General features: G+C 44.8%; 23 protein-coding genes. 18 read left to right on the top strand and 5 right to left on the bottom strand.

The annotated features are described in order from the left end of the window. Positions 1-29: 29 nt before the first annotated feature. Positions 30-308 (bottom strand): hypothetical protein, encoded by a 279-nt coding sequence (locus ACXAGR_RS11275; protein WP_474850246.1) that lies wholly within the window; start codon positions 306-308, stop codon positions 30-32. A 144-nt stretch (positions 309-452) separates the two neighbouring features. On the opposite strand from ACXAGR_RS11275, the gene ACXAGR_RS11270 reads away from it, so the two are divergent. From ACXAGR_RS11270 to ACXAGR_RS11235, 8 genes are all read left to right on the top strand, one after another. Next, a complete protein-coding gene (locus ACXAGR_RS11270; protein WP_474850244.1) occupies positions 453-1,190 on the top strand; it encodes a hypothetical protein in 738 nt (245 codons plus the stop codon). A 2-nt stretch (positions 1,191-1,192) separates the two neighbouring features. After that, positions 1,193-2,455 (top strand): hypothetical protein, encoded by a 1,263-nt coding sequence (locus ACXAGR_RS11265; protein ID WP_474850242.1) that lies wholly within the window; start codon positions 1,193-1,195, stop codon positions 2,453-2,455. 55 nt (positions 2,456-2,510) lie between these two features. Then, a complete protein-coding gene (locus ACXAGR_RS11260) occupies positions 2,511-2,888 on the top strand; it encodes a hypothetical protein (protein WP_474850240.1) in 378 nt (125 codons plus the stop codon). Positions 2,889-2,891: 3 nt separating this feature from the next. Then, a complete protein-coding gene (locus ACXAGR_RS11255; RefSeq protein WP_474850238.1) occupies positions 2,892-5,126 on the top strand; it encodes a hypothetical protein in 2,235 nt (744 codons plus the stop codon). Positions 5,127-5,254: 128 nt separating this feature from the next. Continuing rightward, positions 5,255-6,286, top strand: a complete 1,032-nt coding sequence (locus tag ACXAGR_RS11250) for a hypothetical protein (protein ID WP_474850237.1) — start codon at positions 5,255-5,257, stop codon at positions 6,284-6,286. 9 nt (positions 6,287-6,295) lie between these two features. After that, on the top strand, positions 6,296-7,918 hold the full coding sequence (locus ACXAGR_RS11245) for a S8 family serine peptidase (protein ID WP_474850235.1): 1,623 nt from the start codon (positions 6,296-6,298) through the stop codon (positions 7,916-7,918). 138 nt (positions 7,919-8,056) lie between these two features. Further along, on the top strand, positions 8,057-8,641 hold the full coding sequence (locus tag ACXAGR_RS11240) for a hypothetical protein (protein ID WP_474850233.1): 585 nt from the start codon (positions 8,057-8,059) through the stop codon (positions 8,639-8,641). Positions 8,642-8,790: 149 nt separating this feature from the next. Continuing rightward, the gene (locus ACXAGR_RS11235) at positions 8,791-10,086 is read left to right on the top strand and encodes a hypothetical protein (RefSeq protein ID WP_474850231.1); all 1,296 of its coding nucleotides are present in this window, start codon (positions 8,791-8,793) and stop codon (positions 10,084-10,086) included. Between the two features lie 54 nt (positions 10,087-10,140). Here the strand turns inward: ACXAGR_RS11235 and ACXAGR_RS11230 are convergent, their stop codons facing one another. Further along, positions 10,141-11,502 (bottom strand): fused MFS/spermidine synthase, encoded by a 1,362-nt coding sequence (locus tag ACXAGR_RS11230; protein WP_474850229.1) that lies wholly within the window; start codon positions 11,500-11,502, stop codon positions 10,141-10,143. 615 nt (positions 11,503-12,117) lie between these two features. Here ACXAGR_RS11230 and ACXAGR_RS11225 point away from each other — a divergent pair. Continuing rightward, on the top strand, positions 12,118-13,683 hold the full coding sequence (locus tag ACXAGR_RS11225) for a DUF2201 family putative metallopeptidase (RefSeq protein ID WP_474850227.1): 1,566 nt from the start codon (positions 12,118-12,120) through the stop codon (positions 13,681-13,683). Between the two features lie 114 nt (positions 13,684-13,797). Here the strand turns inward: ACXAGR_RS11225 and ACXAGR_RS11220 are convergent, their stop codons facing one another. After that, positions 13,798-14,490 (bottom strand): hypothetical protein, encoded by a 693-nt coding sequence (locus ACXAGR_RS11220; protein ID WP_474850225.1) that lies wholly within the window; start codon positions 14,488-14,490, stop codon positions 13,798-13,800. A gap of 540 nt (positions 14,491-15,030) precedes the next feature. Between ACXAGR_RS11220 and ACXAGR_RS11215 the strand changes: the two genes are divergently transcribed. From ACXAGR_RS11215 to ACXAGR_RS11205, 3 genes are all read left to right on the top strand, one after another. Next, positions 15,031-15,993 carry a hypothetical protein gene (locus ACXAGR_RS11215; protein ID WP_474850223.1) on the top strand — a complete coding sequence of 321 codons (963 nt, stop codon included), beginning with the start codon at positions 15,031-15,033 and terminating at the stop codon, positions 15,991-15,993. A 56-nt stretch (positions 15,994-16,049) separates the two neighbouring features. Next, positions 16,050-17,750: a hypothetical protein gene (locus ACXAGR_RS11210; RefSeq protein ID WP_474850221.1), complete on the top strand. Its 1,701-nt coding sequence runs from the start codon at positions 16,050-16,052 to the stop codon at positions 17,748-17,750. Between the two features lie 66 nt (positions 17,751-17,816). Next, positions 17,817-19,043, top strand: a complete 1,227-nt coding sequence (locus ACXAGR_RS11205; RefSeq protein WP_474850219.1) for a hypothetical protein — start codon at positions 17,817-17,819, stop codon at positions 19,041-19,043. A gap of 49 nt (positions 19,044-19,092) precedes the next feature. Here ACXAGR_RS11205 and ACXAGR_RS11200 read toward each other — a convergent pair whose 3' ends face one another. Continuing rightward, positions 19,093-19,365 (bottom strand): glutaredoxin, encoded by a 273-nt coding sequence (locus ACXAGR_RS11200; protein ID WP_474850835.1) that lies wholly within the window; start codon positions 19,363-19,365, stop codon positions 19,093-19,095. A 103-nt stretch (positions 19,366-19,468) separates the two neighbouring features. Between ACXAGR_RS11200 and ACXAGR_RS11195 the strand changes: the two genes are divergently transcribed. From ACXAGR_RS11195 to ACXAGR_RS11180, 4 genes are all read left to right on the top strand, one after another. Continuing rightward, the gene (locus ACXAGR_RS11195; protein ID WP_474850217.1) at positions 19,469-19,954 is read left to right on the top strand and encodes a dihydrofolate reductase; all 486 of its coding nucleotides are present in this window, start codon (positions 19,469-19,471) and stop codon (positions 19,952-19,954) included. A 50-nt stretch (positions 19,955-20,004) separates the two neighbouring features. After that, positions 20,005-21,615 carry a hypothetical protein gene (locus ACXAGR_RS11190; RefSeq protein ID WP_474850215.1) on the top strand — a complete coding sequence of 537 codons (1,611 nt, stop codon included), beginning with the start codon at positions 20,005-20,007 and terminating at the stop codon, positions 21,613-21,615. 101 nt (positions 21,616-21,716) lie between these two features. Beyond that, complete coding sequence (locus ACXAGR_RS11185) at positions 21,717-22,097, top strand: hypothetical protein (protein ID WP_474850213.1); 381 nt, start codon at positions 21,717-21,719, stop codon at positions 22,095-22,097. 149 nt (positions 22,098-22,246) lie between these two features. Then, positions 22,247-22,591 carry a hypothetical protein gene (locus ACXAGR_RS11180; RefSeq protein WP_474850212.1) on the top strand — a complete coding sequence of 115 codons (345 nt, stop codon included), beginning with the start codon at positions 22,247-22,249 and terminating at the stop codon, positions 22,589-22,591. A 58-nt stretch (positions 22,592-22,649) separates the two neighbouring features. Here the strand turns inward: ACXAGR_RS11180 and ACXAGR_RS11175 are convergent, their stop codons facing one another. Continuing rightward, entirely contained in the window at positions 22,650-24,524 is a 1,875-nt protein-coding gene (locus ACXAGR_RS11175) for a hypothetical protein (RefSeq protein ID WP_474850210.1), read from the bottom strand. Positions 24,525-24,669: 145 nt separating this feature from the next. Between ACXAGR_RS11175 and ACXAGR_RS11170 the strand changes: the two genes are divergently transcribed. Then, the gene (locus tag ACXAGR_RS11170; RefSeq protein ID WP_474850208.1) at positions 24,670-25,617 is read left to right on the top strand and encodes a CNNM domain-containing protein; all 948 of its coding nucleotides are present in this window, start codon (positions 24,670-24,672) and stop codon (positions 25,615-25,617) included. Positions 25,618-25,664: 47 nt separating this feature from the next. Then, entirely contained in the window at positions 25,665-26,006 is a 342-nt protein-coding gene (locus tag ACXAGR_RS11165) for a hypothetical protein (RefSeq protein WP_474850206.1), read from the top strand. Positions 26,007-26,052: the final 46 nt, after the last annotated feature.

Genomic DNA, 26,052 nt, shown 5'->3' with positions numbered 1-26,052 from the left:
ATAACATTTATAAACTACTGCAACAAAAGTTAATTAATAATCTGCACCTCTTTGCCTGCTGCAAGTTTAAGCATACGCTCATGGCGGCGCATATCCTGAAGCCGGTTATACGCGGCGTATAACTGTAAAACCAAAGGAATTTCAATCACCACCAAGGCCATTGCCAGATACACCCCCTGCTCAATCTCCCCGAGACTGACGATGCCGCAAAGCGTCACAACAATCATTACCATCAGCCCCGCTGCCATTAATTTTGTCTGACTCTCAGAAGGCCCGACATATTCCTTGTCATCATTTTTTACGCACATAAAATACCCAATCAAATAATAGAAAATGTTAAACTATTCACATTAATGAGAGTATTGCATAGAAATCAGTACACTTACAACAACAACATTGACATTTTATTTTGTTGTGCTACTATACACAAACTTACAGCGGAGTATTTATCCTTGAAACAGTCAGCAGAAGATCTTGAATCGGAGTTCACACGACATCTTTTTAACAAGAAGGCGGGAAAAGCCATCTTATTGTTAGCAAAGCATCCAAAGCTAACCAAGTTCATGGGCGCAGCAGTCTGGGCGCGTGTCTTTTCTTACAACGAAAGGGTTAAAAATTGCCCAGACAGGAGCGCCGTTATTGATGCGCTCATAAAACATAAAGCGCAGATTAACACCCCACCAGCAAACAGCAAGCGTGTAACAGCGAGTTCTGAGTACACACTCATTCTGGCCATTAAAAACCAATCAAAAAGTACTATTGATTATATTTTAGGTAATCCTAAAATATCGCTCCTTCTGCTGAATCACGCACTCCTTTGTGTTTGTCTTGAAAAAGATTGGCCTGAGTCCGTATCCGTTGCCGACGCACTGCTCAAAAAAGGCGCTGAAATCGGTTTCAAGCAACATAGAGCTATGTATAATGCAGCAGAGTCGGATAATAAGCAGCTTGTCTCACTTCTTAAGAGCAAAGGCGGCCTGCTTAATTCGGCTACAGCAGTAACGTTATACTGCGAAGCAACGGACATCACGCCCTACGAGTATATGGTGTCCGGCCTTATGGATGACTTAGAGGCACAGCATGCGCTTCTCTCCTTAAGTAACGATTCAGAAAGAAGCAAGGTCGAGGAATTTTTGAATTTATCATTTTCGCAGGATGCGACAACACCAACAGGTTCGCAGTCTGAGTAAGTATGCCAAGATTTAAAAGTGCTGAATTTATAACCGCAGAGTTGAGGGCAAATAAGCTCTCTCTGCCCCATGTCATTGAAAACGTTAATACCTACCTTCGCACCCTCATTGAAGTGGGAGATCCAGACGGTGTTCAGTTGCTTATTGCCACCGCGTCTCAGGGTGACAGGCCAGCTCTTGATAATAATCACTTATTTGACGCCCTTACTTATCCGGACAGCGATACTGCAACCGCTTTGGTCTGTAAGCTGCTACCTACCTATAAAGAAGATTTTCCGCTCATCGAGATGGCGATAAGCAAAGCTTTTGAACAAGGCAGAATTAAGTTAATCGAAGTACTATTTCCGATTTTGCCCGACTCTAACAAGGCAAATTTCTTATCAAAGTTGATCCGACGCACGACCACACATGAGTCTGGCTTTGTTGAGCGTGCTCTTGCATACATGATTGCCAATGGTGGGAAATTAACTGACCATAATTCCAGATGCCCGCTTTTGGTGAGTGCGTATAACTATGAGGATACCGATATCATCCTCTTTCTCGCCAACCATTATCCTGAAGTGTTTGAACTTCAAAAAGAAGCGTTTGGCGAATATCTGACTAGTCGTTCTGTTGCAAACACCACGGTTGAGCAGCTATTAAGAAACCAAGTGGTTACAGCAGAATGGCTCAGTGAAGCCCAATGGGAAAAATTGCTAAACGAAAACCACTTATACCTCAACCCTGAGACTTCACTGCCTTTAGACTGTAATGCCTTCTATGCACTGCTTAATGCCGAGCAGCTTCATCATGCGCCAGCGACTCTGTTGATGGAATTTACAAATCAAAGACTACCCCTCCTGTTTGAGGACACCAGCGGAGAACCGTACTCTGAGAACAATACAATAATCAGACTCAGCGAGCTGGGACTGCTGGACAACGAGGGCATGCTAAACAGCCTTACAAAACGGCTGGGCATTGCTACAACAGAACCCTGTGTAGCACTCTGGCAAGCTTATACACACTTCACGAGAAATACCCTTGCCAAGTTTCTTGTTATCTCCATTGCCACCAATCAAGGCTACTTGCCTGATTTTGCCGAATATACAGACAGGATCGCCAGCAAGACAGACAGAACCAATGAGGACGTCAGAAACTACAAAATTTTTATGCAGTTCATTAAGATGCAGAAAAACAGCGGCATGATCACACCCTATGAATTACTGCCGTACATGCATAATGAAACAAGCGTATCAGACCTTATGGCCATCCTAAATAACAATTGACAATCTAGGCCGCCTGTGATACTTTAAAGGGGAAAGTCACATCAAGGATACAAGCATGCTGGCCACCTACCTGTCTAAAGAAGACTCTCTAACTCCGAAGCTCAATGCCGTCATCGAACAGGGTAAATGTGAGATCATCAGGTTGATTGACGAGCTGCCGGATCACCCACCATCCGCGCATCGTCGTGGCAAAGCTGTGGTGGTATCTTTCTCATCACTCAGTGCCGACAACTGTTTGTCAGCATCACACTATGATTTCTCAATAGCAAAAGCTCATTTGAAAGAGGTCGTTAGTAAAGCTACTTCAATCAGAGGCGCACTGGTTACGATGAAAGCTCTAATCAGCGCAAAAAAGTGCGTGACTAGTAACAAAGAGACTGTTAGGTTTCATGACCACTTTATTCAGGCATTTCACCGTACATTCAAGGATTAAGCTATGGAAAAAATGTACCCTACTTGCAGTCCCTTCGGTCACCCATTCACCACCAGCGAGCTGAGCCTTTTTGAGAACAAATCCATTACGGGCCGGTGGAAGAGTAAAAAAGAAATCAAGATGTTTATTCAGATGATCAGCAAAACTCGCGATGCAGACTGCCTCAAGAAGATTGGCTTTCCGGGCGACATGATGATCACAGGAAAACCAACCATCAGCGAACTCGTAATACTCAACCCTATGCTGCTCTCTTCTGTCAATGATATGTACAAATGGAGCTGGCCGGATAGATGCAACCCACCTATCCATGTACTAAATCAATATTTTCAAAAACATTACGGCTACCCCATAGCGTCTCTGGACGACACAGAAAGCTTTGAAAACAATTGTCGCTCATCAGACAAGGTGTCTGTGACGACAGACATCCCACTTATCAGTGCAGTGTTTAGTTATTTACGCGATCATGGCTCTAAAGGACTTGAGGTCGATGTCCCGACAGTGTTCAGTCTCGCTTTTCCAGAAATAATGAACACTATTAAAAACCACCGTCACGATAAAGAGGCGCACAAAGCCATATGGGCTTTGAGCATGATTTACGATACTTCCATACTTTATCAGGCGGTGTTGTTCATTTACCCAGAATGCGAAGAACACTATAGCTATTTGAGATGGACGACCATCGACAAGCAAGCATTCGAACAAGGAGAGGAAGGCGGCAGGCTCAATCTATCGGATAAATACCAAGCGATTGCTGATAAGAGATTGCGGTACACGCCAGAAATGAACTTCTTCAAGCTTTTTCCTCAAAGCATTCCTTGCATTCTCTTTAATACATCACTGAATTCTTTTCAGAAAACCTCATTGAAAACCATGCTACAGTCCGTCATGGGCACCTTCACAGAGTGGCACGCCAGTGAAAGCATTTCTGAGTACACTGAGGTTGTTAACGAGTCCTTAACTTTATCCAAACGTCTGATGCTGATCATTCTTGACTGCTACCCCGATCTTCTTCTCAACGATCTAATGACGGCCAAGGAAATTTGCAACACCGCCGCAACAGCAATGGAGAATCTAAGTCGAAAACTCAAGCTTGAACACAAGCAGCTGGAGCTTTCTTCTCTTGAGCACACCATTGAGTCGTGCCAGTCGCTCGTCGGTGAAGCCAAGAAGGTTAATGTAGATGGTTATGCGGCACAGGTAGCTTCCATGCTGATAACCACCGGAGAAAGAATTCAAGCAGCTAATACAGAGCTTTTCGAATTAGCCAACCAATGCACGGTCATTTCAGATGAATACGACAGCGGCATTGCAACCTACCAGCAACTCTCTGCCGACCCGCTCGAAAATCAGGAAAAACTGGCCAGTAGCCTGAAGATACTTCAGGATCTGAAAAGCAAAGCGGAATACAGAAGCAAAGAGGCTGACGAACTCGTTACATTATTTTCAACTGCAACGAGTAGCTACATAACCCAAATGCGTAACATCTGCGTATTTGCCAACAATTTTTCTACACAGGATATCGCTGACGGAATAATCAGCCCCGATTCATTTAAACAACCGAATACCGAAAATAGCGGTCTTGGTGAGACCATCCACCAGCTCTATGATAATGTTCGTAGCCTGACGGAAACCCGAGAAGAAAACGCCCTGCTCCATGAGGAGCTTGAGATGAAAACACAGGAATGTGAATCCATAAAAGCTGAGCTAAAGTTACTCAAGGGCATGATCCATGACACGGACAACGGTAATGAAAATGCCGTGTTCGCTGAGACAGATTACGATCCTTTGCCTGATCTATTGGCAGCGCGTCAGATAACCCTGCCTGACATCCTTACCGTCATAGAAAACAAATACCCTGACAATGTGGTTTTCCTCCCCGAGGCAAAAAAGAGCGCAGAGATTGCTGCCGAATTTCGCAACATAGGAAAGGTCTACGACTATCTCACCAAACTCATAACAGCCTACTTGCCAATGATAAATGGCGGCAGACCTGATTCTGAAGCACGTAATGTATTCCCCCCCAAAGCATACTCGGCGAATGAAAGTGAAACCGTATCTGGCAACAGCAGACTGATGAGCTACCGGACTTTTGAGTACAAGGGAAGTAAACTTGTCACGCCTCAGCATCTTATCGTTGGTGTCGCGAGAGGAGTGATCAATAGTCTTCGCATTCACTTTGCCATTGTTGAGGGTCGGGTTGTCATCACACACTGTGGCGAGCACCTTCCACTGAACTAGAAAGTTATCGTTTCATATAACATTGTATACATTTAATACCCGATAAAAATAACACAGCATTGACATCGTGCCAATGTTGTGTTATATTAATTGTGAACTCACAACATACAACAACGGGACAACAAGGAATGAATATAAAAGCCCTTTTGCTAGCGATTGCCTCGCTAACACTGACGGCCTGCGGCGGCGGTGGTAGCGAATCCACCAGCACTCCCCTCTCTCCTGCACCATCAAATAGTACAGTCGGCTCGGGTTCTAACGACTCCGGCGCAGATGCTGAAGGTTCTGATGACACGGACGACACCGACCAGCCTGATTCTGGCGGCCAGACGCAAACTGCGTCCCTTACTTTCTCTGCCAGCACCGCTGTGACTGTTGAAGAGCAGTCCCATGAAGATATCGAGGTCGATTTCGACTATAACGGAACAGAGGCGTTGTCTCTTAGCGTATCAGTGCCGCAGATTGATGGTGTTGACATCAGCTACACGCTCGCCGATTCAAGCATTATATTTACTGTAGATGTGCTGGATGTGGTTGATGAGGCGTTAAAAACGGTTAACCTCACAGCGGAGCTAACTGACGGTAACGTCACAGCAAGCCTTTCACAGACCGTCCGGATTATTAATACTTCGTTAAAATCCGACATAGCAGATCTTGAAAACGCAGTATCGTTACTTGATGAAATGACTGACACCTCTGAACTGTTTGTTCTGGCAACGTATCTTGCCGACAAGGCGTACCTCTACGGCATCATGTCTTCTTCCGACACAAAAACTTGGCTGAGCGAAGTAAAATCCGAAGTTAATGAAGTTACAGCAAACTTTACCGGAACTGCATCATCGCAAGCTGCATCTATCCTTGATAACAAAGATGTCATCACCGAAAGTGACTTTGCCGAACTAATAGTTGATTTCAATTCCACCTACTCTGGGCTAGCTGACTCCCTGAATTTCACCATAGAGGCATTCAATGCTCTGGAAATCCCTAATACACCAAAGTTTGCAACGCTGAAGCAGACCTACGTGGGCGGATACAGCCTGTTCTATGGCAATGAATCGTATGGTGACTATCTGGATGGAAGCTGGACTTTCAAAGAGCAATACACTTTGCTGGAAGACATCATCCCCACTGACACACAAGTCTGTCTGGCGAGCAACTAAGGAATGACCATGAAACTGAGTACGTATCTTATTCTTAGCGCCCTGATCATCAGCGCAAACGCAAATGCAACACAGCAGCTGGTGGTAACGGACGACGAGGGTCATCGCACCATAATAAAAACTGAGGCAACCAATCCCGAAGCTGAAGCCGCCCGCCTGTCTGCACTGACAGGACAGAGCGTAGACGTGGATATTGTTGTCACAACACCCGACAACAAACCTGAGTCGGTACAGACAGGCTATGTATACAAAACCAGCAGCATCTCTGTAAAGGAGCAGGGAAAAAGTGCTGAATACGAGCCAAACGATACTTATTACTCAGCGCAGTACTATTGGGGAAAGTATTCTGAGAGTACACCGCACTACAACAATATCCTGAACAGCGTTCGCCACCTCACCCCGCTACGCCAGCCCGTGATCGGTGTTGCTGACAGCGGATTCTGGGCGCATCCTGACATCCCCTATCTTGACGGGTATGGCTTTAATACCACCGCAGGTGAACGCGAAGAACGTTACTTTATCAACGAAGAGCAAGCTGACACCATTGAAGGGAGAGAAGCCTGCTCTGTCCATGGAACTGGCGTTGCTTCCGTAACCTCAGCTATCCGAGACAACAATTATGGCATTGCAGGCATTTCAGACAGTAATGTTCTTGCCTCAAAAACCATGAATTGTGGATCAGGCGTTTTATCAGATACCGCTGATAGCGTCACATGGATGGCGGGCGGTGATATTGATGGCATCAGAGCGCCAGTTCAAACTGCTGACGTAATCAACCTTTCTCTTGGCGGTCAGGCCAGTGAGTGCCCCAGCTTCTTTCAGGATGCGATTAATACTGCAAAGGCAGCCAGTGTCCCAGTCATTGTGGCAGTTGGAAATGCACAGGTAGATACGGCCAATTTCATCCCCGCAAACTGCAACAACGTCATCGTGGTCGCAGCGGCAAGCGAGAACGGCGGGCTGTATGATTCGAGCAACACCGGAACCGGTATTGATATTGCCGCCTCCGGCGATATGGTGGCGGGCCTTCTGGCTGATCCTGACGCTATCGGCTGGTACACAGAATCCAGTTTCGCAACGCCTGTCGTGACTGCCACAGTAGGCAATGCAATAGCGGAATTTGGCGCATTAAGTATTGCAGAGCTTGAGTTCTTTATGCAGGCAACGTCCAACGCCTTCACAGCTGATGAGTGTCAGGATGCGAACGTCTGCGGCATTGGTATTCTTGATGCAGATGCATTTCACGAGGCCGTCAGATCGTACCGAAGCAAAGAAGTTTTAGCGCTGACGCCAGCACTGAACAATACCGAGTTTTGCGACAAAACACTTTACGCAACGGATAACGACGAACTGGCCAGACTGTGCGCCATTACAGAGGTGACATTGCCAGTTATTGCTGAAAGTCAGGATGATGTGTATTTCGAAATTCTGTCCTTCCCAAAAGGCGACGCGATGCTGGTGAGTGGCGGCACTCCCGTCATGACAACATCTGAGAATAAAGGGTTAATTTCTGATGTCGATACTGACAGTTTTGATTACGGCGTGAGAGTATGTACATCTGAGCGATGCTTTGGTGATGAAGCTATTGCGCTTACAGATAATACGGCTGATGCACCTGAAGCTTGTCAATAACAATCCACCAGCTCACGATAGAGCGCCACAAGGCGCTCTTTTTGTATCGATTGATAAATACACGTATATCAAACCATACTGCACAGTTTATAGTTTGCAGTAATATTAATCACATCCACATCCCAAAACTGCTTTGTCATGAAAGACGCGCCTGAAAACCCGCTTGAAATTGCCAAACTGCCAGCCTCCAAGTTCATTGAGAGAATGGAGAGTGAGACACAGCGTGAACTCAGAACTTGGGTGCAAAATAACCACAACATGCTTAGCAATCTTGCCATCACTTTTGACAATGCATCACTGCTCTCTTATGTACTGACGTACTATCATGCTCCAGAAAGCGGGTATCTTATGACCGCTGTTTACGCGAAAGCAAAGTGCTGTTGTTGCTACTTGATTGACACTTTCCCCATTGAGCCTCCCTTCAGCGCGTCACTCATTCATGCGATCTTAAAAGATTCTGAAAAAGGAATTGTCAATGGGTTTGATACCGCCATCCCTTTTAATCAGTATCTGTATTTTCTTGCCGCATGCGAGCATGCTCCTGCTGTAGCTCATAGTCTTTTCAGACGACTTCCGTACTCAAGATACCGCAACCGCCCCGCCATTACCGGACTTTGCCTGTCGGCAATTTCTAAAGTAGAATGTCTTTCTCCATACGATTTCTTGTCCCAGAATCCCCAATACGAAAGTTGGTCAGCCGGACTAATATATTCAATTTATTAATTGACAATGGCATGCGCTTTGTGTTATTATTGGCGTATTGGAGAGGTGCGGTGATAATACTCTTACCTCCTAAAATGCACAACAAAACATATTGACATACATATCGTTCTGTGTTAATATGTACACACTGATGAAATGAAGGAATTACTATGTACGTTGACAGCTCAGCAATCTTAAACAAAATCCCGAAACTGGTAGCTGATGGTAGTGATCGCTACAGCGCCATTATCGTTCGAGGACGCCCCGGCATCGGCAAAACAGATCTGGCTCAGAGCATACTGCCGTTCGTGCCTCGTGAGCGCTTCGTGCGTATTCCTATGGCGTCACGCACCTATGAGGAATTCGGCAGCTTCAACTACCCTATGGAAGTAGAAGCAGAAGAGTATAAGCACGTAAACGGCCAGCGCGTCATGGACGAAAACGGCAATCCGGTTAAAGAAGTGCGCAAGACTATTCGCGTAGAGCAGGCGCTTTCAGAGGTTTCTATCGAACCACTTCTGGAGCGAAATATCGGGGATGACTACGGCATCCTGCTGTTTGACGATGTAACTCTGGGTGATGGCCGCCTCCAGAATGCGTTGCTTGAAATTGTTCAATTTGGTGTTATTGCAGGTCAGCGAATTGGACGCAATGTTGTTATCTTCCTGACAGGCAACAACACTGACGATGGCGCATACGCAATCGAATGGTCAGCGCCACTGCTGGGGCGCTCGGTGGTTATCGATCATGAGCCTGATTTCAACCACTGGCTGACTCGCCCTGAGAATCAGGATATTTGCCCTACTACTGTTGGATTCCTGAAGGATTTCCCTAAATTCTTCGCGCCTGAATCTGGTGATAAAGATACTACTGACGAATCTGGCAGATCCTGCGCCCCTCGGGACTGGACACGGGTAGGTCGGGGTATGTTCCAGCAGGGCGGTTATCGTAACTTTGAGCCTGACTTCATCTTCCGTACAGCAGGCACCTATGCCAAATCAATGGTAGGTAATAAAGCCGGTGCTGCTTATGAGTCATATGCCCGTAGCTTTGAGATCTATCCGACTGCGGAAGAGCTGATGGCAGATCGCTCCTGCTGGGATAAAGTACCTACAGAAAAACGTCACCTATTGGGCGGTACTATCGGGGTACTGTTTGGCCTGCGAAACTTCGCCATGACTAAAATCAAAGCGAATCTTGGCAAAGATGCCGTGATTAATGAATTACTGGACACCTTCTTTGACCGCGTACTGCTGGTGGCAGAAGATAACATGGAGCTAATGGGCTTCGTTATCGACTACCTTACCAACTGGGCGGGTGACAAGAACATTCCAAAAGAAGAGCAGAAACAACGCCAGCAAGTTCTCGCCATGGCAGGAAAGCTCATCATTGCAGACAAGTACAAGAATAACAAAGAGTTCGTGAACCTGCTTAATGCGATGTTTAAGACAAAGGTCAGGAAGTAACAGAAAGTATTCATCAGTGTAATCGGGGGCTGTCAACAGCCCCCTTTTTTTTGCCTAATGCATCACCCTGTCATCGACATTACGGTACACCGTATCACCTGTTGGCTTCTTGCAAATATAAGCAACATTACCGATCTCCTGCTTACCACGTAAAAGCGGCACAGCATAACAGTAATCAAACACAGTGTTTATCGTAGCATGCATTCTCTTACTTTCGCTGTCGTCAAAACCTACACGCTGAACGAGATTCAGCATGACGTAACCACCATCATTAAGCCTGTCTGCAACGGACTCAAGAAATTGAACAGTAGTCACATGCCATGGCATAGCTCTTGGGTTAGTGTAGAGATCGATAACAATAAGGTCATAGAAATCTTGTGATGTTGCAATATAGTGTCTTGCATCATCTGCTAAAAACCTTCCTTTTATACCTTGTTGAAGGAAGAACTTTTCAGCAATAGCCTTGATGGCAGGATCGATATCAATATAGGTGTAACGGTTCTTCGTATCGTCCAGATAGGAAAAGGTAAAACCTCCCGACCCCAAAACCAGTACATCATTATCAACAAAGCCCAGTTGTGTTTTCATGTAGTCTCGCATAAATGAGATATAACCCAACGTAGATTCATTCGCCAATACGCTCGCGGCAGTTTTGTTGAGTTCAAGGATCTTGGCCACATAACCTCTTTCATCAGCATCTTCACGAATACTATAATTGGCATATTCTGTTGCTTTGATGAAAGTAACTTTTTCCGCCTCTACGTTCAGCTTATAGGACAAAGCAGAAGCCACTACTACAGGGATTGCCAAGAAAAAGGAGAGGCGACTGTTTTTTGAGTAATATCCGGTTAAGCACCACAGCGCAACTAAGAGCAGAACATTTATAAATACTGACCACCCTATTCCAAAATAATGAAATAGCACAATAGGCGTCACTACTGCCCCGACTATTGAACCCACTGTGTTTCGACTTAGTGCCGTACCTGCTGAACCCGACACAGAACCAGAGTGAATCATGCCGGTCATAAGCGGTAATGTCTGCGCAAGCAAAATGACAGGAGGCATCATTACGACAACAAAGAACAAAGCAGCTTGCATCTCCAGTGTTCCTATTCCGGCCATCAGTAAAAATGCCTTTTCCGTGACAACATAAGAACAAGTCAGGCCAATATAAATTGCTGCCACTGCAAAATTCACAGCGAGACTATTCAGGCTGTTTACCCTGCTTCCTCCCAGCTTATACCCGACAGCCAGCGCCGCCAGAAAGCAGCCCACAAGCAGGCCATAAATAACTGCACCACCACCTACAAAAGGCTCTAACTGCCTAAAGAAGATAACCTGAAGAGACACCGACACAAAACCTTCGGCAAGAAGTACCAACCACGCAATCCAAACGGGTAACTGTTGTTGTTTCATAAAATACACCTGATAGTAAAGTGAACTTATTGTACCCTAAACAATTTACATAGTGTATTTAAAATCCCACTCATTCCTCTGTTGACTTTTTGAGCTTTTTTGTGTTATTATAACCAGCTCTGACAACAAGGTACTGAGGCATATATGCACTATTCCACATTCGCAATTTTGTCTGCTACTCAACGAATAATGTCGCACATGCCCCTGAATCAAGTTGCCCTGATAGAGAAACAACTGCATTACCTCCGTAAACGCATAGCGATTGTATTCAGAATAGGAATTCTCTTGTGCTGTGCGCTGGCAGTTATCGGTAGCGTACCACTCTCACGCGAGATTATCGCTGAACACAACCTCACTCCCCTTTTGGATTACGGGTTTGTCTCAGGATTATTGTTGCTCATAAGCCCAGCGCTCGCTATGCACCGGTTGCGCATACAAAGAAGTCGTTGCCGCAAGTTGCTCAATATGCCAGCATACGCACCTCAGGCCAAAAAACATATCCAGAAAAATTCCGAAAACGCACAAATTACCCAACACGCGAGTTGACTTTGGTATCAAAACGTGTTATTATAAATGCATAATCTGATGAACATACAAGCTACAAGCGGAAAAAGAATGCAAATGACTCGCGAAGAAATGCTTAGCAAACTTGAAAAAGAAACCGAAGCGGCGAAAAGTGCTGTAACAATCGCCCGATTCCGTATGCAAAGCACCACCCCATTTTTCGGCACTTTGGCAACTGGTCTTGTTCTTCAGCCAGCGCCTGCGGCATTTTTGCACCGGATCAAAACCGCTGCGGTTACCCCATCAGGTATCTGCATGTACAACCCTTTCTACGTCAATACTCTTTCGCATGAGTGTATTAAAGGCATGCTGGCTCACGAAGCTATGCACCCAGCACTGAATTTCTGGACGCGCTTTGATATACATTCAAAAGAAGCACTGAAGCTGTCAAACAAAGCTCATGACTATGCTATCAATCTGCCTATTAAGGACGACCCTGAGATGGAAGTGGGCAAAGGCTGGTTGTGTGATGAACGCTTCAGAAATCTTTCCGGTGAGCAAATTCGATTGATTCTGCTTCAAGAGGCAGAGGAAAAGAAAAAGCAACAGGAAGAAGATGGCGACTCTTCGGAAGGCGGCAACTCTTCGGAAGGCGGCAACTCTTCGGAAGGCGGCAACTCTTCTGAGGGCGGCAACTCTTCTGAGGGCGGCAACGCTTCTGAGGGCGGCAACGCTTCTGAGGGCGGCAACTCTTCTGAGGACGGCAACGCTTCTGAGGGCGGCAACTCTTCTGAGGGCGGCAACTCTTCTGAGGGTGGTAACTCTTCTCAAGGTGGTGACTCTTCTGAGGGTGGTGAATCATCTCAGAACGATGACTTTGAGCTTGAAGATGATGTTGATGAAGGGCTGGCGCGGGATATTGAAAAAGCGTACTACGGCGCATCCCGTGGAAGAGATATCAGCGACAGTGAGCTTGAAAAAATTAGAAAAGAAGCAGAGCAAAACTGGACAGACAACTTACAACGTGCCTATATCAGCCACAACCGTTCAGGCAAAGGCAGCCTGCCTGCATGGATGGTTACTGAAATCGAAGGGATCTTAAACCCTAAGCTGAGCTTTGATAAATTACTGAGACGTTTTTTTGGTGCATTTGGCTTTCCGGCTACCCCAAGCTTTAAGCGCCAGAATAAGCGGAATCTGTACACAGGCCGCAACTTCCTGAATCCTAAGATGATTGCGAATAAGCCTACTTTATACTTCCTGATTGACTCTTCAGGCAGTATGTGGGACAAGGAAGGTGTAAACATGGTCAGGGCCGCACTAGGTCAGATCCGTAAACTGGTACATAATTTCGGATACGGGGTTGAAATTGTCTGGGCTGACGCCGAGGTAAAGAAACACCTGACTATCGATGAGGTAATGGCTGCCGCTAAAGAAGGTCGCATTGAATCAATCGGTGGCGGCGGCTCTGACTTCTGTCCGGCTTTTGAGTACATCTGGAAGGATGCAAAAGTTAAAAACAACGGACAAGCCCCTATTATTTGTTTTACCGATGGGGCGATTGATGTACCGGATAAACCAGCCAGAATGCGTACTGAAACCGTGTGGATCACAATGCCCCATCAGAACGCACCAACAAAAGACTGGGGTGAGCATTTGGTTCTTGAGGATATTTAACAGAACTAAACCACTCACTTTGCAGAAAGTTGTATCAGTACCCACAAACTTAAAAGTCCAGCAAGTTCCTTGCTGGACTTTGATTCTTGCAAATCACATTAAGTAAATTACTTGCTATTTCGCCACATTTTTAGATTTAGAGATCTTCTTACGCTTACGACCTGCGGCTGCCAAACCTATCAGACCCATTGCAAGCAAACCTACGTTCGCAGGCTCTGAAACCTCTGACATTTTCGCAGGAGATAACGAGACGGGTTCGACATAATCAATAGCATAATCATTACCTGTGTCATACTCAATCACTCCCCCGTCCTCAAACGACAGAAATAAGAAGTCATCCAGCTGCTTAGATGTAAACAACAAAGACAAATTTTCAACATCCGTCATGTCGTAGATAAAGCCGTCATTGTAAGCTTTGTTCCACTTAAATGAGAGATCATATCCTGTCGCAGTTTTAGTCACCACATCATTAGGATCGTCTATAAGCAGAAAGTCATTCGACAGACTATCAGAATTCAAAGACACTGATGCATTACCAGATGTATTATCATTCTGCACTGAAGTGCCGTCAATAAGTACCACCAGAGACAATTCATCCATATATGATGTCAAAAACGCCACTACAGAGTTTTTCTGCTCATAGCCGGTGTTAGAGGAATAGATAACATCTCCTCCCCTGTCATAAAAATCGATCACACTCTCTTTCAGTTCCAATGCTTCGACCGACTGCCCATTACTCAGAACAAAGCCTGCATTTGCCTGACATGCAATCAGCAGAGAACACGCCAACATCCCAAACTTTTTCATATCAATAACCTTAAATTAAACTCAATTAGCCTTAAAATAGATAATTCTTATATGTGAATTATTTCACAATTCTCTGTTGTTAATTTATACTACATAAATATAATGTCAACCACTTTTGCATTGACTTCACAGCGACGACGTGTTATTATTCTCCCATGAAATTCTTCTCACGCACTAGCACTAAACACCTTTTCTTAGCCGCATGCCTGCTATCTTCATTTTGCACACTAGCCGGAGAGCAGTGCAAGGGTAACGGATGCATTAATTTCAGCAGATCGCCGGAAGGAAAGCTTCGTTTTTTTGTACGCAATAATACAAAACATCCTGAACTGGCCTGCACTGTCCGCTTTAACGGCAAACCCATCTACTTTGGCGTAACAGACCGAACTGAAGAGTTCCGACTTAAAGCTGGCTGGGACTGGCAACATGTCTCTTGGCGCTGCGTCCCTTCTGATAAAGCCACTGTAGGATATAAGGGGTGTAAAAAAAGAGACAGTCAGGCATGCTACTACAGAACTACTTACTGAGAGATACTGAGGCATGTCACTACAGAAGAACACTCCGGAGAATGAACCCTACGCAGCCTTTTGGGAAAACCTTAACACTAAGGGAATTTGGGGGTTTTCTGAAACAGATCTTGATGAGATGCTGCGAGAAATAGGAATAACACCAACAGAGGCCATTGCCTGTGAAGAACCCATATGGAGAGCATTAAGATCGGCAGCCACAGTGGCTGACAAAGGAATAGTGCCTTCAGTAATATTTAAACTTCACTACAGTAATCGCAGAGCATTCCTTGGCATCACCAGCAAAGAGCCGGATAATCTTACCAGCAACTGGCTATGGGGGGAGATAGCTCCTCTGCACCAAGGCGTCGAAGCACTCGAAGGGTGGAATATACAAGAGTTTACCGATAGCTTTTTATCCAATGAACTACTATCTATAATCCAGTCACTTGATGCAGAGCACCTGAACAGTGTGTTTTCACTACCGGAAGACGAACGCCGGACAGCTCTTACCTATACACTTTGGGCATTCATGACCTATGCGGAGTTTTTAACCCATCAAGATCCTAGTACCCGATTTATCAAGGACATTGTAGGTCACAACATATTTTCGCCTGACGAGATCCTTAACGCACTCGACTACATATTGCGCTGTGAAAAATATAGAAATTTCACCAACCTTTACGGTCATTATTACGATGCCGCAAGAATATACGACAGCCTCAATACCATTACCAGCAAAACACTGAATCGGGCTGCATCAGATTATGAAAAGCTGTCACGCAAGTCGGACAAAGAAACACTCCACTGGCTTTACCTCATCAACGTTGAAAAAAGTGACTTTATACAACATCTGAATACATCAAAAGGGAGATCAGACAAAGCATGTCTGTTAATCCTCAACCGACTCAATTTGACACCTTTTGAGATTCTGAGCACCGATGCCCACCAGCTCAACGGCCTTGGCAAAGCAAAGCTTATCGCACTAATAAATTGACTTTGAGGGCTGTCTGTGATAATATAAGCTCTCTCCAACAGTAGATGGCTAACTCTATGTCACAGGTCGAACTCATTACAAACTTCATCTCGAAAGCAATATCAGAAGGCGACGCTGAGGTTTGCAGTCACCTGTTAGATTTCGAACTAAAGAGCAATGATTACCCGCTTGATCTGGATGTCTATCGCACCCTCACTTGGGGAAAGAACTACTCAACACTGGCCCCTATCGTTAATGCCGCGTCCCGCCGCTTTAAAGTTGTCTATGAAAGCGTATGGCTTGCTGCATGCTGGAATCGAGATATCTCCCCGTTGACAACGAACTTTACAACAGAAGAGGCAAAATTAAAATCTCAACAACTATGGGGCAAACTTGATAAAAATAACATTCCGAAAGACGCGCTCGACGTTATTAACCGTATTCTCGAAAGTGGAAGCATGGAATGCTACAACCTCGCTATGCGGTACGGTATGCTCCAGCCGGTCTTTTCTGACACCTCACTCTTAGAAAGAGCCATACCTTACGGACTAGACAGTCGCGTTAACACTAAAAGAGCAATACCTACCGTTTCTCAGTTTTTAAAGGATATCCGCAAAAATAATCCTGACTTCTGTGCTTCCGGAGATAGCGGGGCTGAAGCGGCGGGACGCTTAAGCTTAATCTCAGAATCCCTGACAGAAGAAGCGGCTGGACTTGGTGTAATCAACCTCAAATCTACCCTTACGCACAACGCCAGTCTGGCATATATTGCAAAGGTAGCGGAATCCACAGGTATGAGCGTATACGAACTCTCTGCTGCAATACCCAACCCGCAGTACATGGACATGACGTCGCTAATGAGTGAGGCTTTTGCTGCTTATGTAAAAAAGATATCGGGTTATATGACGCTGGTTGAAATTTTATCTCAGATTTCATTGCCGATAACTTCTGGCAGCCGCATCGCAGAAGTAGAAGCAGAAATGATAAAAAGAGCTGGCAATTCAGATGACGCATCAGGCTTCTTTACAATGTTGCTGAACATTTCTCTTGAGCAACACTTTACCGACCCCGACTCAACACTGAGCTATCTTAAAAGCCTTGTACTCTCCTTGAGACAATCCCCTGCATATCCCTTCTACGTAGAAAATGTAAAAGGAATGCGAGACGCATTGCTCACAATGTTAACTGACTTCCACAGTTATCACAGTGCTTCAGAAGGACTCGGTATTCCACACGATAACGAAGCGCCTGAGTTTGCCTTATCAGTTTTAGAGGACTTGCTGTTTACAGAGTCAGGTAAATGGGTTGAACTCGCACAGCGCATTCTGCATGTGTCTTCTAGCAAGCATAATCTGAAAAACCGTATGCGAGTAGCACGGGTCGCATTTGAAAAATACCTTAAAGCAGAAAACCAAAAACCTTCAGGACGAAATCATTACTACCATCAGAAAGACGCTTCTCTTTCAAAACTCCTGAACACCCTGTTCAACAAATATTACGGAACAGATAAAAAGATAGGCATAGTAGATCAGATAATGACCCGCAATGAGGTCAAACAGAAAATGTCTGATCTGGGCTACCTGCTGGAAGACATTGTTTTCAACATCACAGAAGAAAGAGTGGTGGAATTTATCAATAAATCAAATCAGATAAAAGATCACGACAAGAAGCTTTCCATGATGGCTACCACACTGGACTTACAGCCCCTTGAATGGATGCATAAGACGGCCATTAATGACCAAGGGAGAGCTGCCCTAATGAGACTGATTACACAATAAAACTTTACATCGTCATTATTTTGTGTTATTATTTTCAAATCAAATAAAGAAATAAAGGCCAATCTGATGCAATCTCTAACCACTCTGATCAAGCTTGACAACAAAGACTCCAATGGATACAGCGCTGCCCCGCTGACTCGTGCGATCTTCAGCCGTCTTTGCAAAATCGCCTTCTATGATTTTGAGGGAGATAAATTCTCAAAGGACTTAGACAAGAGTGTGGCTGACTTTTCCCGCAATAATATCGAAAGCATCAAAAATGATATCGCGGAACTGTTTGCAGTATTCGACGGAGATAAGCTGAAAGCACTCTATACACTCACCCCATTTCTGCAAGAGGGTTATGCGCAATCGATAGGGATTGAAGATCTTATCATTAAGCTTCTCGATAATGAGTCAGGTGATCTTATCGACCCTTCACTTGCAGATATTGCAGCCCTTAATGATATATTCAAGGGTTCAAAGCCGTTGAGGGAAAGAGGTATTGCACTACTAGAGCGTCATTTTGCAAACCATCCGGAGAGACGCAATGTACGCAATCATGGCGAACAGTACAAAAGTCAGGCTACTCTTCTGAGTTGCATAATGAAGGGGTTAGATGTGGAAAAACATTTTGATGCTTTTTCTGAATTACTCCCTTATACGAACCTGCTTGATGGGCACGATGCCGCAGAAAACGAGTTAGATATCGCCAAAGGCTTCTTCACCAGCTTAAAAACAGCCCTCAAGGCAGCCGAATTGGGACTTATCGACCCCGAATTCAAAAACAGCAAGTACTCTGGAAGCAATACTGCTCTGGCAAATTGTATCAAAAGAATGCTAGACGGTGATAACGAACAGAGAGAAGCCTTTCAGAGCTTGATTACAGCTCCGGCCTGCAAGAATGCTCAGGAATTTGTACTCCGAGACTTCAGAAATCCTGAACTCGTTAAGGCGGAGATAGATACAGTACTGAAGGAATTATCCAGAAGCAGCTATAGCACTCAGCGATTCAAAATCGAAAAGCTTCAGGAAACACTCTGCTTCTTTGCCAAGCAATGTGACGTTGAGCAAATTTTTGCTCACAACAAAGACGATTTGCCAAAAGCGTTATTTGAACTTAGCAAAACACAGTATGGTTTGCTGTACGTGCAAGCCGTTCTGCCTCAATATTCAGCAGAAACGCTAATTCCACTTGCCAAAACGTTTCCGCAAGTAATTAATTTGACCGAATCGTATGAAGTTAACATCCATGAAGCCATGATTCTTGTTACTTCAGACAAGATACGCGGTCAATTACTTCAGCAGCTTTAAAGTGATGGAAGGCGGAGACAACCTTCGCCTTCTCCGGCCAGCCGTCAATTTAAAGATCGAAATCTTCAAATTCACTTTTTAAGTTTTCGCTTTGCTTCTCTCGGTATGCCACCAAGTCATCGTGTCCTCCCACATAGATTTCACCGATAAAGATTTGAGGAACAGTTTCTACCATGCAGCCTGTTCGCTCGAATATATCCGCGATGAAAACTTCTTTTGATACATCTTCACCCACCTTTATCAGCTGAATCTCGTAACCATCTACCTTCAGCATATCGAGCGCCTTTACGCACCAACCACACCCAGATACCTTTGAGTACATTGTGACTTTTTCCATCTTTCCGATCTCATTGTTGAATACATGGTGAATGATATTATAATAGGTCAACTATTTTATACCACTTAAAAAATAAAGGATTCTTCCAATGCTGGATATGATCGTCGCGCATGACAAAAACTTTGCAATAGGAAAAGGCAATACATTGCCATGGAAATGCCCTGCCGACATGGCGTTTTTTAGGAAAACCTCCAAAGTTTATACATACCTCATAATGGGTAGAAAGACCGTAGAGTCACTGCCCAACCAAACACTGCCCGACAGGCTGATATACACGCTTAGTCGCACCAACCCTGATTTTGACAAGACCGTAATCACTTCTATTGACGAAGCGGTTTTGCTGGCAGAAAAGCGACACTTTCTCGTAGCTGGTGGCGATTCTGTCTATCGCCTGATGTTACCATACTGCACCAACTTGTTTGTTACCGTGCTTGATATTGAGGTAAAGGGGGCTGACACCTTTTTCCCTGAAGAATACCTCAACACCTTCTCTCTTAAAGGCGTGATTGAGGAAGGAATTTCCAACGACATTCCTTATCGTATTCTACGCTACCAAAATCACGTACAAAAATAATACATGTGTTATAATGGAGACCGGTATTTTATTATTAAGGTCTTCATATTATGCGCCTGAAAGAGCAAATGGCCATTACCCATAATTTAACGGCTGATAACTTATTATTTGCTTCAGAGATGGGCGGGCTTGTATGCCCGTCCCTCGCTGTCATCAACACGATTCACGAGTATAAAAACTTCGGTGAAATTACGCTGCTGATGAACCCCAAAAAAGTGAATTTCCGCACCACCCCTGCTTATACCAGTGACACCTCAACCGCTCGCTACCCGACCTGCTACTACCAATGGAGCAGAGTAACGATGGAGCGCTTCAGTGAAAAGGTTCAATCTCTGACGGCGGATTTAAGCAACATCCACACACGGGCAGGTTATCTTGAAGATTCCGATCTAAAAAAAGGAGCCAAACACAATTCCCAGCGCTTTTATGATGATATCAGGGTAATGCTGACATTCTTTCGGGAGAGAGGCGACAATCCGCGTGTATATCGCAAGGAGCGCACGTCCGGTATCAGTATCCTTGATAACCTGAAAGATGGACGCCGCTACCTCAAGAAGCTTGCTCAGTTCGATATGCGGCAAGATCCTGATGGCAAGACGCTGGTGCCACTATTTCAGGAGGCTATGAGTCATTACTATAAAGATTTTGCCATGAAACGACTTAAGCTAAGTGAAAGCGATCTCGACAATCCTGAAAACGCAGCCTACCTGAAAGAAGAAATTGAGTACATGGAGACTCATTACACCAAAATGTACCTGCAAGAGGTGAATGGCGAAATAGCCCCTACCTTTACGGCGCTAAGGAAGGCTTCAGATTATGCATCCGGATGCAAAAAAGATCCCAAGCCTGTTGATACCATCAAAGTCAGCAAGAGCCTGCTAGGAAGGTTGAAAAAATCCCCCTCCCTAGACAGCGAATACAAAACATGGATAGACAAACAGATACAATCTGCCTTCCACACCCCCTATTTTTACGCTGAAGGTAAGAACAGTAGACGTAAAGCGGCCTATACCGCGCAAAACCTGTTAAAAGCCATGAAACATAAAGGCAACGGGGCTGAGAGCGGCCTTTTTCTGGGTGCAAATAGCGTCAGGGCGCACTGCGCGAAAAGCATGACAAGCTTACGACAGGTTTCAGAAAACATCAGCCGTCTCGTTCCTCGCGAAACCATGAAAGATATTGGCTCCAAGCTGAGCGATAAACTGTCAGACTTGCCTGACATTCTCGCGCCTTACTATTTGTATCAAACCAATTCAATGCATTATCGGGATGCTGTCTATGAAGAGATTGTAGATTACGCAAGACGATGCCGTAATGTGAATGCACTGGAGAGCTTCAAGGATATCGATAGCGATGCGCTTGAGGCGATAAACAGCCTCATGGACGCACTGGAGAATGCACCTTCCGAATATTTTGAAGTGAAGTTCAATAAGGTGGTGACACTGGACGACTTTGACGTCGCGATTGTTCCAAAGAACACCTGCAAGTCGGTACTTGATACTCTGCAAGCTCAGGGGGTTAAAATCAAAACCTACGATCCTGACAAAGAGCACTCCCGTAGCATTGCGATTAATACACAGGAAGCTCTGCTCTTCGGCGCTACAGGAAAGACTCTTTCGCTGAATCAGGATGTTCAGCCCGAATTGGAGCTGAGTATTTAGCGGCTAATTTCTTCACTTTAAAAGTAGCACTAGTAAGGCATATTAATACCGTTTATACTTCATCACGATTAATACGTGGTATATATAAACGGTATTTTAATATGAAAATTATGATGAACCATGGTGGTTACGCCTACACATCACCACACCTAGCTGGTGGCCGAGCTGCAATACGCACAACTGAACGAATATTTCCAAAAGCCTTACGGGCGATAAAACAAGACAACAACAAAGAACTAAAGCGGCTTGTTGACAAGTTGGAACTTGGCACCAAGGAACTGTCTGTACTTTTAAGCCATGCCTGCATGGGGAGGCATACATACGACATGGCAGCTATGCTACTTGAGGCTGGTGCAGATCCCACTGACTCTGACTGCCTCGCTCTGCGTTATGCACAGAGTCGCTATGATACAAAGTTGGAAACGCTACTACGACAATACAGTAGCAAACTAAGCATGCACACTATTTATGCTGTCGTTTGACATTGTGTCTATTTATTATTCACTTAAACGTAAATTATCAAAAATAACATTGAATAAACGAAGTATTATGATAGCTTTATCGTCACGGAAAGACTCTTAACCGGTAACACATTTATTTTTACGTTCAATTTTATAAGAGAGTTAAAACAATGAGCCAATCTATTATTTTCGCTAAAAAACTGTTCTCAAAAGACGCCGCGCCTAAGCTTGTTATGAGTCTGCAACGACTCGTTAAGCACATTCAGAATCAAGGCGAAAAGCACATCATAAAGGAGACTCCGCGAAGCTCAAAGATTGAGTACAAACTTCATGGTGTCACCGCTACAGTAATCACTCATTATGGTGAAAAAGAAATTCTAATCCCTGAGGCCGGACGTGCATTTTTCGATATGGGCGAACAGTCTTTCTATGATATTGATGCTGACAAGTTATTTTCACTTACGCGACAATTGGGCCTTGAAAAAGGCCAGCGGCAGACGAAACAAGCTGCATAGCTTTAAACAGAACAGAAAAAAGGGCATTTTTAAATGCCCTTTTTAATGCCTGATTAAACTAGATCACCATCTCCTGCTCGCGTTCTGGCTGCTTGTATTCAAGAACCCTTTCTGTGGCTGCACGGTAGACGTTAACGTGCTCCTGAAGATCTTTAGTCACATATTCCAGTCGCCGAGCCTTATCTTCCATTTCCTTTGCCTGCTCAGGCGTCCTTTGCGTTGACCCCCATTTCTGATAGTTTTCGAACTTCTTCGTCATTTCAGATATTTTAAGATCAGCATATTTAATAAGCGCCTGATGATCTGAGCCTGAGAAATTTGAGAACAATGGCTTTGGATGCTTCTCCAGCTTAGCCATTCTTCGCTCGTATTCTGCGCTCACGTCGCTTTTATGATCAGGCTCCACATCCTTAACGTAATCCTGCAAAAGTATGTCAGCGGCTATATCAAAGCCTAATTTTCCATTTTTAAAACGACCCCTGCCTAGCGTAGACTCGAAGACAGTTCCATCAACCACCAAGGTCTTTACATTGTCGTTAGGCGTAACTTCACTCCAACCATTGTACACAGACACCAGATAGTCTGCCGGATCGCGCTCCGTTACGCATAACCCCTCAATTACCTTTGCACGCGCCAGCATGGTATTGCTATGCGGGAACTTTTTAGCAAAAGCATCTTGTTTCTCAGGCGTAAACAACGTCTTAATATAGCCCATCGCCGGACTGGACTTCTGGTCGTGCGCAAGATAGCTTTCATGCATTGCGCTTAGCTCTTCAGAGACTACACTACCCATAATTGCTGTGTTTCTTGGGGCTGCATACTTACTTTCTTCATCCATTATCACTACGGGTTTTGACACTCCCAAGCCATCGCTTTTGAAACCTGACAGGTAAGTTGCGAGCTGTTGTGGTGTCATAGCATCCCGATCAGCTTTATCAACATATGCAAAACTGACTTTATCCATCATGCTTTTCAGTAATTCAGGCCCACTCTTGGCGAGTACGCCCGAGTAAAACATCTTATTCTCGGATGGTGGATTGATGCACCACACCTTAGCTCTGGTACTGCCCACATGGGTGCGGATCGGCCTTCCCTTCAGCCACTCGCCACGGTACTCCGCCTTCAATGCTTCATCGCCAGCCGGTGTGGTTAATGTCATCACAAATCCACGTCCTCCGTATCCGTTATCAACGGACACCTTAAATCCTTTTCCATGAACAAAGGTCAGGTTTTCGATAACGTCCCGCTTAAAGTTGCGATATTCTTCGCTCGTGAAGTCAAATGCATCACTTGCATAAACAGGATGGGTATCATACTCACTGGCCAAGGCATATTGGCGCTCAAGGTTTTTGTCCAGCTTTTCCAGCTCTGCGTATACTTTAGCCAGCACTTCCGGATCTTCTGCCTCAGAAGGCAGCCTGACCTCGATTGGCATTTCTGTCTCGTATTTATCATTCATCCCCTGCAACCGAATACTGATTCTTGCTGCCTCAGCATCCAATGCAGTTGTATCCAGTTTAGACACCCCAAGCGCAAAAGGCTCCATCGGGCGTGACTCTTTGACGTCAGGCTTCTCAATACCCTTTGCCTTTAAACGCGCTTTTAGCTGATAATCAAAAGCTGTTACATTTAGCACATCGCCGACATTCAGGGTCATATCCTCAAATGTCATATCAACTTCGTGATAGCCCTTTTCATCCAAGCGGTCGAATACGAAAAGTCTTGATTCAGCGACTGTTAACCCCTGAAGAAAAATTGCCTCATGCTTAACGTGCCTGATCTCGGTCTTGCCGGTCTCATAGTTGTCACAGTGCATTGGCAAAAAGGATTCCGCTCTTCTGACCTCGCCACCGTTTGCTTGTAATTCCTCACCCAGTCTTGAGATTGTTGCACGGTGCTGAGAATAATTTTTTATTGGAGACCGATAACTCATAAAATAACCCCTGAATAAATATACAACCTATTATAACACGATGTAATTTGAAGCCACACATGTTTTGCAAAATTCAACAAAGTATCCCATTAGCATTTTGCTTTTTCGTGTTATTATGACCCCTCACATAAGGAGTATTTTACAGATGTTTGAATTAGGTTGTTTTGTCGCAGGTCTGGTTACGTTCTCAGGCTTTATGAGTTTGTTTGAGATAAGTGTCCTGTCCTGTAATCCATTAAAGCTTAAAATCCTTGCCGAGAAGTATAAACACCTTCGGTTGTTTAACACTCGCGCAAAGGAAATTGCCAGTTCAGTAATGGTGACCAATATCGTCGTGGATGTTGCAGGCGCTTCCTACGGTGGAACCATGGCTTATAAGCTCTTTGGCAACAACATTGAGTACACTGCTTACACTGTTGCTGTGACAGTATTACTTCTGCTTTTCAGCACCCTGATCCCTAAGTTATATGCTTCCAGCAATGCTCCCAAGGTGCTTCGCATCTTTGGTATTGCGATAATTAGCATCTACTACATCACCCGCCCTGCCGTGGCACTCCTTTATCTGTTCGTCTCGCCCTTTGTGAAAGGCGAAGTTAAAGAGGTATTAACGCAATCAGAGATTAACTCCGTTATCAATCTCGCAGAGAGCAATAACATCATTTCTGACAGACAGTCTTCCCTTATTAGTAACATCCTGTCACTAACCGACAAAACGGTAGCCGATATTCTGCCGCACGGTACGCCTGTAGAAACAGTGTCGGTAAAAGATTTCGTAAGTGACTATCAGGGGATCATTGAAAACGGAAGACACAAGCGTTACGTGGTAACGCTGGAGGAAAATGACTCACATTCTCCAGTAGGAATTGTCCTGTATCGGGATATGATTAAAGCCCATATGGCAGGTCTGTCAGGAGAGACCAGAATCGTAGATATTATGCATTCAGCTCTCATTACAAACAAGAATGAGCTGGCAATTGCGCTGGTGGATAAGCTGGATAAGAACGCAGACCATATCACTGTCGTTGTAGACGACCAAAACAAGATGCTTGGCGTCCTTCAGGCTGACGACATTATCGGCCACCTTATCAGATAAAGGAGCAGGCAGCTTGCATAAAGCCCTCAAGCCGGAGAACCATTACAATGAAACAACCCGCCACTAAAGTTGATAAGGTATCCATTTACCGTGCAACAGAATCTGCGAAAAGTGTTGTCGCCAAAGCATTGGAAACAGCTGAAAAACTCAAAGCAGACTCAGAAAAAAAATTAAGACTAAAGAAAGGATTGTGCAAAGCCTGCTTTTACTTGAGATCTCCCCGATTGGGGGGTGCTTGCTTCACTACCCGTGAGTGCGGCATTTGCAAGGAGCCTCAAAATTATTCATCAACAGCCACCGACACTCTCTGCCTGCCCTGTGCTAACTTAAATCAGCTTTGTAAGCAGTGCGGCGGCGACATTGACACTAAAAACAGAAGAAGCCGCTAGTTAAGCGTTAAAACATGGTATAATAAAACCTGAATTACGATGTATT

It is taken from the genome of Alteromonas sp. ABH4_457 (assembly GCF_056160625.1).
Note: the sequence above shows the minus strand (reverse complement) of the source record. Positions and strands in the feature narration are given on the sequence as shown.